The sequence below is a fragment of the Massilia cavernae genome (assembly GCF_003590855.1).
GTDB classification, from domain to species: Bacteria; Pseudomonadota; Gammaproteobacteria; order Burkholderiales; family Burkholderiaceae_D; genus Telluria_A; species Telluria_A cavernae.
In genome coordinates this window covers 1-13,989 of the sequence record NZ_QYUP01000118.1, presented here as the reverse complement: position 1 = coordinate 13,989, position 13,989 = coordinate 1, and the positions used below count along the sequence as shown (strand labels likewise).

The window sequence follows — 13,989 nt, the reverse complement described above, 5'->3', positions numbered from 1 at the left end:
ATGAGCGAGACGCCCGACCTGGCCGCTGCGGCGGAAGCGAACTGGATCTGGATCGGGAAGGTGGCGCCGCCCAGTTCCGAGGTGGACGCCGTGCCGCGCACCGCCTTGCTGGAACGCCTGGCACAGCAGGCCGCCAAGCCATTGGTGATGCTGGAGGCGCCGCCCGGCTTCGGCAAGACCACGCTGTTGACGCAATGGCGCGACCGCTTGGCTGGGCAAACCCCGCCTGTGCCGGTGGCCTGGCTGTCGCTGGACGAGGACGACCGCGCGCCGCACCGTTTCCTCGCCTATCTGGTGCTGGCGCTGGAGCGCGCCGGGGTGCCGCTAGAGTCGCTGGCGCCGCTGGCCCGGTCGCACGCGCTGGACGCCAACCCGCAGCACACGCTGGCTATCATCGTGGCCGCGCTGGGGCAGGGCGGGCGGCGCGTAACGCTGATTCTCGACGACTACCACCGCGCCAGCAGCGCGGAGGTCGATGCGGCGGTGCTGATGCTGATCGAGCGGGCCAGCCACTGGCTGCAGCTCGTGCTGGCCAGCCGGGGTCGCCCGCGCCTGCCGGTCGCCACCCTGCAGGCGCGCGGGCTGCTGTACCGCATTGACGCGGCCGACCTGGTGCTGAGCGGTGCGGAAACCAGCGCCATCCTGGGCGATGCAGCCGGAGATGCCGCCGCGCTGGTGCACGAGCGCACCGAGGGCTGGGCGGTGGCGGTGCAACTTGCCAAGCTTTGGCTGGCGCGCGACAGCGCCGCGCTGTCCGGGCTGGAACAACTGTCCGGCCATACCGGCGAAATCGCCGGCTACCTGACCGAGCAGGTGCTCGAAGCCCTGCCGCCCGACTGCCGCGAATTCCTGATCGAAACCTCGCTGCTGGAACGCTTCAGTGTCGAAATGGCAGACGAGGTGCGCGGCCGCGGCGACAGCGCTGCTCACCTGCTGGCGCTGGCCTCCTACCGCGCCTTGCTGGTCCCGCTGGACGCGCAACGCCGCTGGCACCGCTACCACCCGCTGCTGGCCGACTTCCTGCGCGCCCGCCTCGATCCGGCGCGGGCGCGCACGCTGCACCGCGCCGCCGCGCACTGGCTGGCCAAGCAATCCGACTGCCTGCTGGCGGTGCGCCACGCGCAACGTGCCGGCGACCAGGCCTTGGCGGTGTCGCTGGTGCGCGCGGCCGGTGGCTGGGAACTGGTGCTGCGCAAGGGCATCGCCTACACGCAAAGCCTGCTGAACGAATTCGACGAATTGCAACGCCGCAGCGAACCGGCGCTGCTGCTGATGCAGGCCTACCTGAACGCGAAGCTGGGCAATGAGGCGCTGGCGTTCGAGATGCTGCGGCTGGCAGAAGCGGGGCTGGCCGCCACGCCGCAACTGCGGAGCGACTACCTGGTCATCGAGTTCATGGTCTATGGCTACTTCGACCGTCCGCGCGAAGCGACGCTGTGCGCCGCGCCGCTGCCGGACGGCCTGAGCATCCTGGGCCGCGCCTGCGTGCTGAACGAACGCGCGATGGCGGCGCTGGCCAACGCGCACTTGCCGGACGCGGTGCGCCAGGCGCAGGAGGCGCGGGTTCAGATGCAGCTGGCGCATTGCGCGCTGGGCGAGGCGTATGTGCTGCTGAACCAGGCGCAGGCCGAGGCGCTGTCCGGCAACGTGCGCATGGCGCGCAGCCAGATCGACACCGCGCTGGCGCTGGCCGAGGCCAACTTCGGCACCGAAAGCTCGCTGAAGTCGATGGTGGGCTGCTACCGCGCCCAGCACCTCTACTGGTCGGGCGCCTGGAGCGAGGCCTGGCCCTGGGCCACGGCGGCTCTGGAGCCGCTGCACCAGACCGACGGCTGGCTGGAAGTGTGCGCCACCAGCGCCGAAATCTTGTGGCGCAGCGCGCTACGGCTGGATGGCCTGGCCGCCGCGCTGCGCCAGCTGGACCAGTCGGCGCTGGACGCGCGCCAGCGCCAATTGCCGCGCCTGGGGCGGCTGGTGCAAGCCTGGCGCATCGACCTGCTGGTGCAAAGCAGCCACGTGGCGCAGGCCCAGCAGGAAGCCCGCGCGGCCGGCCTGGTCGATTGGACGCCGCCGCGCGGCGTGACCGATAACTGGCGCGAATACGAGGCGGTGAGCCTGGCACTGGGGCGCCTGGCCGCCGCGCAGGGCGCGTCCGAAGCGGCGGCGGCCGGGTTGCGGCGAGGAGCGCAGGCGCTGGACGGCGCCGGCCTGCGGCTGTGCGCCTGGCGGCTGGAAGGGCTGGCGTGGGCACTGGGCCGGCGTGACGCCGACAGCCCGGCGGCGCAGGAAGGCTTCCGCCACTGGATGCAGTCAGTCTGGGCCCAGAACCTGCACGGCCTGCTGCTGGAGATCGGCGCGGGCCTGCTGCCGCGCCTGCAATCGCTGGACCCGGACGGCCGCTACGCCGCCTGGCCGGGCCTGGCCGCGCTGGTGACGCGCCTGCGTGGCTGGCAAGTGCATCCGCCACGCCACCGGAGTCCGCTCAGCGCCAAGGAGGAGCAGGTGCTGGCGCTGGTGGCGGCCGGGCAGGGCAACAAGATGGTGGCCAATGCGCTGGGCGTGTCGGAAAACACGGTCAAGTTCCATCTCAAGCAGATCTTCCTCAAGCTGGGCGTCGGCACGCGCACCGCTGCCATCGCGGTGGCGCTGCAGAACGGCTATATCGACGCCGTGCCATGAATCTACCCGGCCGGGTAGCGGGGCGCCAGCCATTGCAGCCAACTACCCGCCGCCGCCGTTGCCCGCGTTGCGGTGCCTACCTATAGTGGATCGAAACGGCGCCAAGCCCGGCTCCACAGCGACTTTCCCACATCAAGCACAACGGAGAATTCCATGCCTTGCCAGAATTTCGTCTCACGCCCCACACTCATCAGTATCGCCGTGGCCCTGGCCTGGTCCAGCGCCGCCGCGGCCCAGACCCAGGCGCCAGCGGCGGGGGAGTCCGTCGCGCCGGCGCCGGAAGGCGCCATGGAACAGGTTGTGGTGCGCGCGCGCGGCCGCGATGAAACACAGCAGGGCGTGCCGATGTCGGTCAAGGCCTTCTCCGCCAAGGCCATCGAGGATGCCGGCATCAGCAAGCCGGGTGACTTCGTGGCGCTGACGCCCAATGTCTCGCTGTCGGAATCGCAATCGGTGGGCACGTCGTTCATGACGGTGCGCGGCCTGACCCAGGTTCGCAATGGCGAAGCCCCGGTGGCGGTGGTGGTGGACGGCGTCACACAGACCAGTGCCCAGCAGTTCACGCAGGAGCTGTTCGACATCCAGTCCATCGAAGTGCTGCGCGGGCCGCAGGGCGCGCTGTACGGCCGCAACGCCTCGGGCGGCGCGATCCTGATCACGACCAAGGCGCCGACCAACACCACGCGCGGCTACGTGCAGGCGACCGCCGGCAATGGCCAGCGGCGCGGCGTGCAGGGCAGCGTCGGCGGCGCCATCGTCGACGACAAGCTGCTGTACCGCATCGGCGGCAACTACACGAACGTTGGCGGCTACCTGGAAAACGGCTACCTGCACGCCAAGGCCGATCCCTACCGCAACGACGCGCTGCGCGGCGACCTGCGCTGGATCGCCGGCGACAAGCTGCAGCTCGATGCCCGTTTCGGCGTAGTGCGCGACCGCGCCGGCGCGCTCAACTACGTCTATCAGCCGCAGCACATCGGTCCCAATTGCAGCGCCGACCTGAGCGGCGGCAGCGCCACGGTGGAGGACGCCAGCCGCGCCAACCCGGACAGCGTGGTGCGGCGCATCTGCACCACCAACCCCGGCCGCAACACGCGCTCGCTCGACAACGTGGCGTTGAAGGCTGAGTACGCGCTGGACTTCGCCACGCTGGCCGCCACCGCCAGCCACGACCGCATGAAGGAATACATCGAAGGCGACGAATACCCGTACACCTCTTCGCGCAACGTGGACGTGGGCACGGTGGCGGGCTGGGGCTTCCCGTTCGAGGTGGATGGCACCCAGACCCAGTACATCGCCGCCCGCAACACGGCGCTGGAGCTGCGCCTGACCTCGCCGAGCGATCCGGGCCTGCGCTGGATGGGCGGGGTGTACGCGATGAACGCCAACAAGTTTGTCTCGTCCACCAACGGTATCGACAACGGCCAGGACATCACTTACCTAAGCTACGATCCCGCGCCGGCCGGCAGCGCCAACCCGACCAAGCTGTGGCTGGCGGACCACAACGACAATCGCGCCACCGCCGCCTTCGGCAATCTCGACTACGACTTGACGCAGCGCGTCGAAGCGTCGCTGGCTCTACGCTATGACCGCGACCGCCGCAAGCAGACGATCGATCCGCGTCAGTTCTCCGGTGACCTGTCGACTGGCGTGCCTGCCGGCTGCACGGTGGCGGCATCGGCAGCGTGCGGGCGCGAGGCCACCTTCAGCGCTTGGCAGCCCAAGGTGTCGTTGCGCCACAAGGCGGCTGACGGTTCGGTGGCCTACGCCTCCTGGGGCAAGGGTTTCCGGTCCGGCCTGTTCAATCAGAGCGGTGTGGCGGAGCTGGCCGAGGCCACCAAAATCAAGGGCGTGCGCGAAATGATGCCTGCGGAGCTGACCAAGTCGGCGGAACTGGGCTACAAGACCACGCTACTGGACGGCAAGCTGCGCCTGAACGCGGCGCTGTTCGATACCGAAGTGCGCAATTCGCCATACTTCGTATTCATCACCGCCCTCAGCTCGCAGGTGATGGCGGGCCTGGACAAGGTGCATCTGACCGGCGGCGAACTGGAGGCCACTGCCAGCCTGGCGCGCGGGCTGGACGCCGGCATCGGCCTGGGCGTGACCCGCAGCGTGATCGATGAATACCGCGTCGATCCCTCGGTGGTGGGCAATTGGGCGCCCTACGTGCCGCGCGTGACCGGTAACACCGGTGTGCAATACCGTTTCCCGCTCAGCGGTGCGCTGCGCATCATGCTGCGCTCGGATCTGGTCTACAAAGGCAAGCAATACTGGGACACCGAGAACTCGGCGGCCCGCTCAGCCTTGTGGCTGCTGAACCTGCGCGCCGTGCTGGAGGACGCCAAAGGCAAGTGGTCGCTGTCGGCCGCGGTCGAGAACGCCACGGACAAGGCCTACAACTCCGAATGGGTCAGTGGCGGCTTCGCCAACCCGGCGCCGCCGCGCAAGGTGCGGATCGATGTGCGTTTCAATCTGTAGAACGCCTCAACAAACTGGCAGCCATCGCATGAGGAGGGCGCATCATCCAAGCGTTGGGCATGTGTAGGGAGGCGCTTTTTCCAGCTAGTTAGGAGGAAGGGCGCGCGAGACACCAGAGGCAGGGGCCTGCGAAGAAATTTGCCCTGCGCCAGAACGCGCAGGCCGGAAGCGACCCCCTTGCCTCCGGTGAGCGGCCCTAACTACCGCGCGTTCATACCGCATGGCGTCTTGTTGCAGCAGTACGAAGGCGCCATCAACGACGCGCAGAATCCCGACAACCCAACCTGGGCGCGCGTCGTGCTGGGTACCCTGTCCGTGCTTGCGGCGCCCGCCGCCGGCATGGAGGAATACATAGGCAGGTCGATTGCAAACATACCCTACCTGATCGACAATGCCGGAACTGGCGCGGGGGAGCACCTGGCGCGGGGATACCTGCTGCGCGAGCAGGCCAGCGGCCTGATTCCGTATGTACTGGTGTTCGCGTCGTCCGGTTTCCTGTATATCGCCGTCAGCGACCTGATGCGGCAGATGCAGCGCCGCGCCACCGTGCGCGAATCGGTGCCGCAGGTGCTGCTGATCGGGGCGGGCGTGCTGATCGTGGTGTTCCTCACGGGAGCGCACTAAAACAAAAAAGCCGCTGGATCTGACAGATCCACCGGCTTTTTCATAAGCTCACCAATTGTGGGAGCGCGGGGCATCGCCCCAGTCGTGAGCGACGTCGTGCCCGGCATTGCCGGACTCGACTTCCCGCGAAGGCCTCGGCGGCCCCGCGGTAACCCATACACCGCATGCTGCATGTCGTCAGTATAGGATCCCGCTTTCGCGGGATCGACGGGCGACGGCCGGCGGTGGATCGAGACATGCCGTCATGTTTGACTCGTTCACGCCCCAGTGGCGACCGGGCGAGAAGGATCGGAACTCCATTCGCTCCACGAACCCGGATACAGCGCCGCGCCGGGCATGCCTGCCACTTCGAGCGCCAGCAGGTTGTGGCAAGCCGTCACGCCGGAGCCGCACTGCGCCACGACCTTGGCCGGATCGTCCACCAGCGCCGCGAAATCTGCCTTCAGCTGCGCCGCATCCTTGAAGCGGCCGTCCGGCTGCAGGTTGTCCTTGAAGAAGCGGTTCTTCGCACCGGGGATATGGCCGCCGACCGGATCCATCGTTTCGTTCTCGCCGCGGAAGCGGTCCGGCGCGCGCGCGTCGATCACGGTGCGCTCGCCGCCTTCGATATTTTCCAGTACATCCTGCGCCGTCACGGTGTGCACCAGCCTCGGCCTGTCGCTGAGGGCGCCCGCTGCACGCGCAGGCGCCTCGGTCGACATCGGGTAGCCGCCGGCCTGCCACCCAGCCAGACCGCCGTCGAGCACCGCGGCGGCCGGGTGGCCCACCCAGCGCAGCATCCACCACAGGCGCGCCGCGAACATGCCGCCGTGGGCGTCGTAAGCCACTACCTGGGTCTCGTCGTTGACACCCCAGCGGCGCAGCGTGTCGATGAAGGCGGTGCGGTCGGGCAGGGGATGGCGGCCATGGAACTGGCCGTCGGCGCCGCGCTTTTCGCCCGACAGTTCGGTTTCCAGCTCCGCGAAGACCGCGTTGCGGATATGCCCGATCGCGTAGCCGTCGCGGCCCGCATCCGGGTTGGCCAGGTCATGGCGGCAGTCGACGATAAGCCAGTTCGGGTTGTCCACCTGGGCTGCCAGGGCGGCAGCGGAGATCAATGTCGTGTACATGCAGTCCTCAAAGTTCGCTTGCGATCGGATCGGTCTTCACGGCCTCGTTGGCGGGCGTGCTGCGCGTATTGTAGAACGTCGCGGCGATGCCGGAGGCAAGGATCACGCCCATCCCCAGCCACACGTGCCAGTCGAACACGTCGCCCCACAGCGCCACGCCCCACAGGCTGGAGAACACGATGCCGGTGTACTGCAGGTTGGCCACAACCAGCACCTTGCCGACGCGGTAGGCGCGGGTCATCGCAATCTGCGCGATGGTTGCCGATACGCCGACCGCCAGCAGCAGCGCCGCGCCGTACCAGCTGTGTGGATGCAGCGACGGCTCGCCATCCGATCCCGGCGCCAGCGTTCCGACCATGCCGAACACCACGGTCATCAGCGAGAAGTAGAACACCACGCGGAATTCGGGTTCGCCCATCTGGCCAAGGCGGCGCACCTGCATGTAGGCCATCGCGGATATGACGGAGGAGGCGATGCCCATCACGCCGCCAAGCCACTGGTTCGATTCGGCGGCCGGCTGCAGCGCGAGCACCACGCCAATGAAACTGGCACCTACTGCCACCAGCATCGGCCACTCGACATGGTGCCTGCCGCGCAACCAGCCCATCAGGGCAAGGTAAAGCGCGATCCAGATCGGTGCCAGGTAATTAAGTGTGACGGCAGTGGCCAGCGGAAGTGCATCGATCGCGTAGAACCACAGCCACAGCGAGACGACGCCGACGAAGCCGCGCCACAGGTGCTCCTTTGGGAAGGCTGTGCGCAGCGTGCCGCCCTGCTGGTGTACAAAGATCAGCAACATGATCGTGCCGACCAATCCGCGGTACATCACAATTTCTGAGGTCGAGTACAACTCGGAGGCCAGCTTCACGGCCACGCCCATGGCGGCGAACATAAAGCTGGCGAACAACATCCATAACGACGCCATCGGGTCCTTACTTAGGTTTGGAGATCGATATTACTTCGGTACCACTCGTGGAAGTGCTGCATGCCGTCTTCCATCGGCGACTGGTAAGGGCCTACTTCGTTGACACCGCGCTGCACCAGGATGCGTCGGCCGGCGTCCATGCGCATCGCGATCTCGTCGTCCTCGACGCAGGTTTCCATGTAGGCTGCGCGCTCGGCCTCGACGAACTCGCGCTCGAACAGCACGATCTCCTCGGGGTAGTAGAACTCGACCACGTTGCGGGTCTTTTGCGGGCCGTCCGGCCACAGGGTCGACACCACCAGCACGTGCGGATACCACTCGACCATGATGTTCGGGTACAGCGTCAGCCAGATCGCGCCGTACGGAGGCGGTTCGCCGCGGCGGAACTTGAGCACCTGCTCCTGCCACTTCTTGTAGGCGGGCGAGCCGGATTTCTGCAGGCCGCGGTTCACGCCCACGGTCTGCACGCTGTAGTCGCGCCCGAACTCCCAGCGCAGGTCGTCGCAGCTGACAAAGCCGCCCAGGCCCGGATGGAACGGTTCGACGTGGTAGTCCTCGAGGTAGACCTCGATGAAGGTCTTCCAGTTGTAGTCGCAGTTGTGCACCTCGACGTGGTCCAGCATGTAGCCGGTGAAGTCGAGGTCCTTCGTCACCGACAGCGTCTTCAGCTTGTCCATGACGTTGTAGCCGTTCTGTTCGAACAGCAGGCCGTTCCAGCTTTGCAGCGGGGTTTTCGCCAGGTGCACGCAAGGTGTTTCGGGGAAGTGCGGGGCTCCGATCAGTTGGCCCTTCAGGTCGTAGGTCCAGCGATGCAGCGGGCAGACGATGTTGTTGGCGTTGCCGCGGCCATTGAACATCAGCGCCTGGCGGTGGCGGCAGACGTTCGACAGCACCTCGATGCCGTTTGCGTTGCGTACGAGCATGCGACCCTCGTTCTCTGCGGCAAGGGTGGCAAAATCGCCCACTTCGGGCACCATCAGTTCATGGCCGACATAGCGCGGGCCATCCTGGAACAACTGCTGCATTTCGCGCTTCAACAGCGCTTCGTCAAAGTAGACATCTACCGGAAGCTGTGCGCAAGATTGCGCCAGCTTGGCGTGGGTAGCCAGATCGGACATCCCAACCCCCCTTTTAAATAAGCATCGAGCCAAAGAAGAGAAAGAATCCAAAGACCAGTATTTTGAGCTTGCGGAATACGGTATTTCGGACAGAACCGGCGATTATACCGCGTAACGGACTCTACAGTCGCGGCCCCGCCCGTGAATGACAGGGCGATTGCATGAAGGATCAGATTGCCAAGCCCAATACTTTAGCGAGATAGTCGGTGTTCCAGCCTGCCTTTAAGCGTTTTCCGGCGATCCCGAGCTTCGTGGTCTTCTCGTTTTTCAGTAGGTTGAGAGCAATTCGACGCAGGATGGCGAAATTTTGCGCAGCTTCGCCTACGCGGATACGGCAATCGTCCTCGCGAAATGCGACGTCCAGAACCCAGTGCATGCAGTTTTCGATGCCCCAGTGTGCCCGTACGGTCTGAGCGAGATGCGCCGCTTTGGCCGGCAGGCTGCTGATGTAGTATCGGCGTTCGACGCTGGTTTTGCCGCTACTGTTTCTGCCAATAATTTCACGCGTCGATTCGATCATGATTAGGCTTTGCAGGCCGGACCAGTGCTGGTTTTGCTGACCGAGCCAGGCGACGTCGTTGGTTACCAAGCAGCGCCGGGTTTCGATCCGTCCGTGATCTTTTTCCGTCTGGCTGTCATCCCAGAACGGGCGATCCAACTTGCCGCTATCTGCGGCATCGAACCACAGCTTGACGGCTTCGGACAGACCGGGCTGGTTGTCCTTCACGCCCAGCACATAGTCGGCGCCGCTTGCGACGATATTGGCCGCGATGTCGTGCTGGCATCCCATCGCGTCAATCGTGATTATGGCGCCTTTGATGTCCAGCGTCGCCAACAGTTCCGGTATCGCCGTGATCTCGTTACTCTTGTCGGCTGTCCGGACCTGTCCCAGCGTCAAACCGCTTGCGCTGCTCCATGCCGACACTAGGTGAATGGCACTCTGCTTGCCATCATGCGAGCCACGTACGCACTTGCCATCGATGGCAATGTGCTGTCCCTTCAGCGAGGGACACATTGAACTCATCCAGCGCACGAAGCATGCCTCGAACTGCGTTGCGTCGAGCAGCGAAAAGACCCGTCCGAAGGTGTCGTGCGAGGCGATGCCATTGGCAAATGGAAGGTGCTGGCGCAACCAGTCGAGCTTCATCTCGCTCCATTCGACAACATTGGTCCAGCTCTCTGCCCCACTGATGACGGCGCAGATCGCGGCCAACAGTAATTCGTCGAGTTGATATGCGCATTGCCGCGCACGCGGATCGCGCAATTCATCGAATGCTTCCACCAACGACATCGGTCCGTTTGCCATTTTCTCGCTCAAATATCGAGAGTAAACGCCATTCTGAGCGAGTTTACAAGCAATACTTGCAACCTTTGCTCATGACAACGAGATCGCCTTCATGCAATTGCCCTGCCGTGAATGAGGATTGGAAATGTGCAAGTATTGCTGGAAAGGCATGGTTTTCATGGCCCGCGCCCCATTTGCGATAAAATCTGGTCTGGCTGGCAAGCCCGCAACGGACAAGTGTCGTATCCCGTTGATGTGAATTATTCTAAAATAAGCGATTAGACTGCCGGGTGGCGCACAATTTGCGCGCTGCCTCACTTTTAAGTATCTATGTCAAACAAATTAACAGCCGACGGCAGCGCCGGCCCGGAATCCTTCGAACAGGCCATGGCCGAACTGGCCCAGCTGGTCGCACAGATGGAAGCCGGACAACTGCCGCTGGAGGCATCCGTCGCCGCTTACGCGCGCGGCTCGGAGCTGGTGCGCTACTGCGCGGCCCAGCTGGAAAAAGTCGAAGCCCAGGTCAAGGTACTCGAGGGCGACATGCTCAAGCCATTCGCCAGCGACAACGGCAGCGAGGGCATGCAATGAGTGCGAGCTTCGACGACTGGATGAAATCGGTGCAGGCCCACGTCGAGGAGGCGCTCGGCGCCTTCCTGCCGCAGCCCGGCGAGGTACCGCACAAGCTGCATGAGGCGATGCGCTACACCACCCTCGGCGGCGGCAAGCGCGTGCGCCCGCTGCTGGTGTTCGCCGCCGGCGACCTGACCGGCGCCGACACGGCTACGCTGGAACGTGCCGCGTCCGCGGTCGAAATGATCCATGTGTACTCGCTGGTCCATGACGACATGCCGTGCATGGACGACGACGTGCTCCGGCGCGGCAAGCCGACCGTGCACGTCAAGTACGACGAAGCGACCGCGCTGCTGGTGGGCGACGCGCTGCAGGCGCAGGCCTTCACGGTTCTGTCCGAAGGCGACGCGGTACCTGCGGCACGCCAGCTCGCCATGGTGCGGGTGCTGGCGCGCGCATCCGGTTCGGCGGGCATGTGCGGCGGGCAGGCGATTGATTTGGACAGCGTCGGCATCAGCCTGAACCTCGAACAGCTCGAGCGCATGCACCAGCTGAAAACCGGCGCGCTGCTGCGTGCATCGGTGGTGCTTGGCGCCTTGGCCGGCAAGGACCTGACGGCGCAGGAAATGGCCGCGCTGGATGCGTATTCGGTGGCGATCGGCCTGGCGTTCCAGGTGGTCGACGACGTGCTCGACGCGACCGCCGACTCGGCGACGCTGGGCAAGACCGCGGGCAAGGATGCGGCGGCCAACAAGCCGACTTATGTATCGATTTTGGGCCTGGAACAATCCAGGGCTTTGGCAGAAAAACTGAGGAACGACGCGCACAAGGCGATCGAACCGTTCGGAGACAAGGCGCGCAGGCTTCGCGAAATCGCGGACCTGATCGTGCAGCGGAAAGCGTAAAGTAAATGAAATTGCTAGACACAATCAACGAGCCGGCCGAACTGCGCAAGCTCCCGCGCGCGCAACTGACGCCGCTGGCGCATGAACTGCGCAGCTTCCTGCTCGATTCCGTATCGAAGACCGGCGGGCACCTGTCGTCCAACCTCGGCACGGTCGAACTGACCATTGCGCTGCACTACGTGTTCAACACGCCGCACGACCGCATCGTGTGGGACGTCGGCCACCAGACCTACTCGCACAAGATCCTCACCGGCCGCCGCGACCAGATGCACACGCTGCGCCAGTTCGGCGGCATATCGGGCTTCCCGCGCCGCATCGAAAGCGAATACGACACCTTCGGTACCGCCCACTCGTCGACCTCGATCTCGGCCGCGCTGGGCATGGCGCAAGCCGCCAAGATCAAGGGCGAACATCGCCATGCGATCGCAGTGATCGGCGACGGCTCGATGACCGCCGGCATGGCGTTCGAAGCGCTGAACAATGCGGGCGTTCAGGAAGACATCAACCTGCTGGTGGTCCTGAACGACAACGACATGTCGATCTCGCCGCCTGTGGGCGCGCTGAACCGCTATCTCGCGCGCCTGATGTCCGGCCAGTTCTATGCAGCTGCGAAGAATGTCGGCAAATCGGTGCTGCCGGGTCCTGTGCTGGAGCTGGCCAAACGCTTCGAAGAGCATGCCAAGGGCATGGTGGTTCCGGCCACGATGTTCGAGGAATTCGGCTTCAACTACATCGGCCCGATCGACGGCCATGACCTCGAATCGCTGATCCCGACGCTGGAAAACATCAAGAAGCTCAAGGGCCCGCAGTTCCTGCACGTGGTGACCAAGAAGGGCCAGGGCTACAAGCTGGCCGAAGCCGAGCCTATCCTGTACCACGGCACCGGCAAGTTCAACCCGAACGAAGGCATCAAGCCTGCGGCCGCGGGCAAGATCACCTACACCGAAGTGTTTGGCAACTGGCTGTGCGACATGGCCGCCGCCGACAAGCGCCTGGTGGGCATCACGCCCGCGATGCGCGAAGGCTCGGGCATGGTGAAGTTCGACCAGCAGTATCCGGACCGCTACTTCGACGTCGGCATCGCCGAGCAGCACTCGGTGACCTTTGGCGCGGGGCTCGCGACCGAAGGACTGAAGCCTGTGGTTGCGATCTACTCGACCTTCCTGCAGCGCGCCTACGACCAGCTGATCCACGATGTCGCACTGCAGAACCTCGACGTGACGTTCGCACTGGACCGCGCGGGCCTGGTGGGCGCCGATGGCGCGACCCACGCCGGCAACTACGACCTGTCATACCTGCGCTGCATCCCGAACATGGTGGTCATGGCCGCGTCGGACGAAAACGAATGCCGCCAGATGCTGACGACGGCTTACCGCTACGAAGGTCCTGCTGCGGTGCGCTATCCGCGCGGCGCCGGCATCGGCGCCGAGATCCAGAAGGAGCTGACCTCGATCGAGATCGGCAAGGGCGAGATCAAGCGCGAAGGTAAGGGCATCGCAATCCTGGCGTTCGGTTCGATGGTGGCGCCAAGCGTGGCCGCCGGCACGGAACTGGGTGCGACGGTCGCCAACATGCGCTTCGTGAAGCCGTTGGACGTCGAACTGGTCAAGCGCCTCGCGGCGGACCACGACTACCTGGTGACGGTGGAAGAGGGCTGCGTGATGGGCGGCGCCGGTGCAGCCGTGGCGGAAGCGCTGGCTGCCGAAGGCATCGTCAAGCCGATCATGATGCTCGGCCTGCCGGACAAGTTCATCGACCATGGCGATCCGGCGGCGCTGCTGGCTGGCGTGGGCTTGGATGCGAAGGGCATTGCGGCTTCGATTCGCCAGCGTTTCGCCGGCGGCGAACCGCGCCTCGTGGTCAACAACACCTGACCTTATAGGCAAAAACGGCGGATGCGCTGCGGTGGAGCAGGGGTTTCGAATCGCGTGCGATTCGCCTGCGTAACGGCATCCGCTTGCAAGCGGATGCTCCCACAGCGATAGCATCCGCCTCTTTTTCGTCCGGACTCCCCCTGTGCTGCATGCTCACCGCTTGATGGAATGCGGCCTAATGACTATCCGCTTCACGAGCGAATTCAGTTCCTTGCTGTGGTAAAGATCCAGACATTTCAATAAACTGAACTTGCTGCTTTGTCCTGGCGCATCACCGACCGGATTCCGATAGTCCTTGCGCAGGAAGTGCTCAACCAGTTGGTCGATTTCATCTGCCCCTTTATCCGCGTCGTACAACGTCCATTCCATTAGCGCGCGCGAGGCACTGGCAGCATCGCCTGCGGCCAATCTCTCGG

The 13,989-nt window shown here is 64.9% G+C and carries 10 protein-coding genes and 1 pseudogene; 6 read left to right on the top strand and 5 right to left on the bottom strand.

What is annotated here, in order from left to right; genetic code table 11:
- The 3 genes and pseudogenes from D3872_RS13390 to D3872_RS13380 all read left to right on the top strand — a co-directional run.
- Positions 1–2,679 carry a winged helix-turn-helix domain-containing protein gene (locus tag D3872_RS13390; RefSeq protein ID WP_119811236.1) on the top strand — a complete coding sequence of 893 codons (2,679 nt, stop codon included), beginning with the start codon at positions 1–3 and terminating at the stop codon, positions 2,677–2,679.
- 153 nt (positions 2,680–2,832) lie between these two features.
- Complete coding sequence (locus tag D3872_RS13385; protein ID WP_119811235.1) at positions 2,833–5,160, top strand: TonB-dependent receptor; 2,328 nt, start codon at positions 2,833–2,835, stop codon at positions 5,158–5,160.
- Between the two features lie 426 nt (positions 5,161–5,586).
- Positions 5,587–5,784: pseudogene (locus D3872_RS13380) on the top strand (ZIP family metal transporter); the annotation flags it as partial.
- A 257-nt stretch (positions 5,785–6,041) separates the two neighbouring features.
- Here the strand turns inward: D3872_RS13380 and D3872_RS13375 are convergent.
- From D3872_RS13375 to D3872_RS13360, 4 genes are all read right to left on the bottom strand, one after another.
- Positions 6,042–6,893: a sulfurtransferase gene (locus tag D3872_RS13375; protein WP_119811234.1), complete on the bottom strand. Its 852-nt coding sequence runs from the start codon at positions 6,891–6,893 to the stop codon at positions 6,042–6,044.
- Positions 6,894–6,900: 7 nt separating this feature from the next.
- A complete protein-coding gene (locus D3872_RS13370) occupies positions 6,901–7,818 on the bottom strand; it encodes a DMT family transporter (protein ID WP_119811233.1) in 918 nt (305 codons plus the stop codon).
- Between the two features lie 11 nt (positions 7,819–7,829).
- Complete coding sequence (locus D3872_RS13365; protein WP_119811232.1) at positions 7,830–8,936, bottom strand: aromatic ring-hydroxylating oxygenase subunit alpha; 1,107 nt, start codon at positions 8,934–8,936, stop codon at positions 7,830–7,832.
- 169 nt (positions 8,937–9,105) lie between these two features.
- Complete coding sequence (locus D3872_RS13360; protein WP_119808982.1) at positions 9,106–10,242, bottom strand: ISAs1 family transposase; 1,137 nt, start codon at positions 10,240–10,242, stop codon at positions 9,106–9,108.
- 309 nt (positions 10,243–10,551) lie between these two features.
- On the opposite strand from D3872_RS13360, the gene D3872_RS13355 reads away from it, so the two are divergent.
- The 3 genes from D3872_RS13355 to dxs are packed head-to-tail and all read left to right on the top strand — an operon-like array spanning position 10,552 to position 13,573.
- Positions 10,552–10,812: an exodeoxyribonuclease VII small subunit gene (locus D3872_RS13355; protein ID WP_119811231.1), complete on the top strand. Its 261-nt coding sequence runs from the start codon at positions 10,552–10,554 to the stop codon at positions 10,810–10,812.
- Positions 10,809–11,699 (top strand): polyprenyl synthetase family protein, encoded by an 891-nt coding sequence (locus D3872_RS13350; RefSeq protein ID WP_119811230.1) that lies wholly within the window; start codon positions 10,809–10,811, stop codon positions 11,697–11,699. Before D3872_RS13355 ends, D3872_RS13350 begins: the two co-directional genes overlap by 4 nt.
- A 5-nt stretch (positions 11,700–11,704) precedes the next feature.
- Positions 11,705–13,573: a 1-deoxy-D-xylulose-5-phosphate synthase gene (gene dxs, locus D3872_RS13345; protein ID WP_119811229.1), complete on the top strand. Its 1,869-nt coding sequence runs from the start codon at positions 11,705–11,707 to the stop codon at positions 13,571–13,573.
- A gap of 153 nt (positions 13,574–13,726) precedes the next feature.
- Here the strand turns inward: dxs and D3872_RS13340 are convergent.
- Positions 13,727–13,989: T6SS amidase immunity protein Tai4 family protein (locus D3872_RS13340; RefSeq protein ID WP_119811228.1), on the bottom strand; the 263-nt coding region annotated here is incomplete at its 5' end.

Coding starts and splice junctions, on each gene's coding strand:
- D3872_RS13390 (WP_119811236.1), top strand. CDS start 1: ATGAGCGAGACGCCCGACCTGGCCGCTGCGGCGGAAGCGAACTGGATC.
- D3872_RS13385 (WP_119811235.1), top strand. CDS start 2,833: ATGCCTTGCCAGAATTTCGTCTCACGCCCCACACTCATCAGTATCGCC.
- D3872_RS13375 (WP_119811234.1), bottom strand. CDS start 6,893: ATGTACACGACATTGATCTCCGCTGCCGCCCTGGCAGCCCAGGTGGAC.
- D3872_RS13370 (WP_119811233.1), bottom strand. CDS start 7,818: ATGGCGTCGTTATGGATGTTGTTCGCCAGCTTTATGTTCGCCGCCATG.
- D3872_RS13365 (WP_119811232.1), bottom strand. CDS start 8,936: ATGTCCGATCTGGCTACCCACGCCAAGCTGGCGCAATCTTGCGCACAG.
- D3872_RS13360 (WP_119808982.1), bottom strand. CDS start 10,242: ATGGCAAACGGACCGATGTCGTTGGTGGAAGCATTCGATGAATTGCGC.
- D3872_RS13355 (WP_119811231.1), top strand. CDS start 10,552: ATGTCAAACAAATTAACAGCCGACGGCAGCGCCGGCCCGGAATCCTTC.
- D3872_RS13350 (WP_119811230.1), top strand. CDS start 10,809: ATGAGTGCGAGCTTCGACGACTGGATGAAATCGGTGCAGGCCCACGTC.
- dxs (WP_119811229.1), top strand. CDS start 11,705: ATGAAATTGCTAGACACAATCAACGAGCCGGCCGAACTGCGCAAGCTC.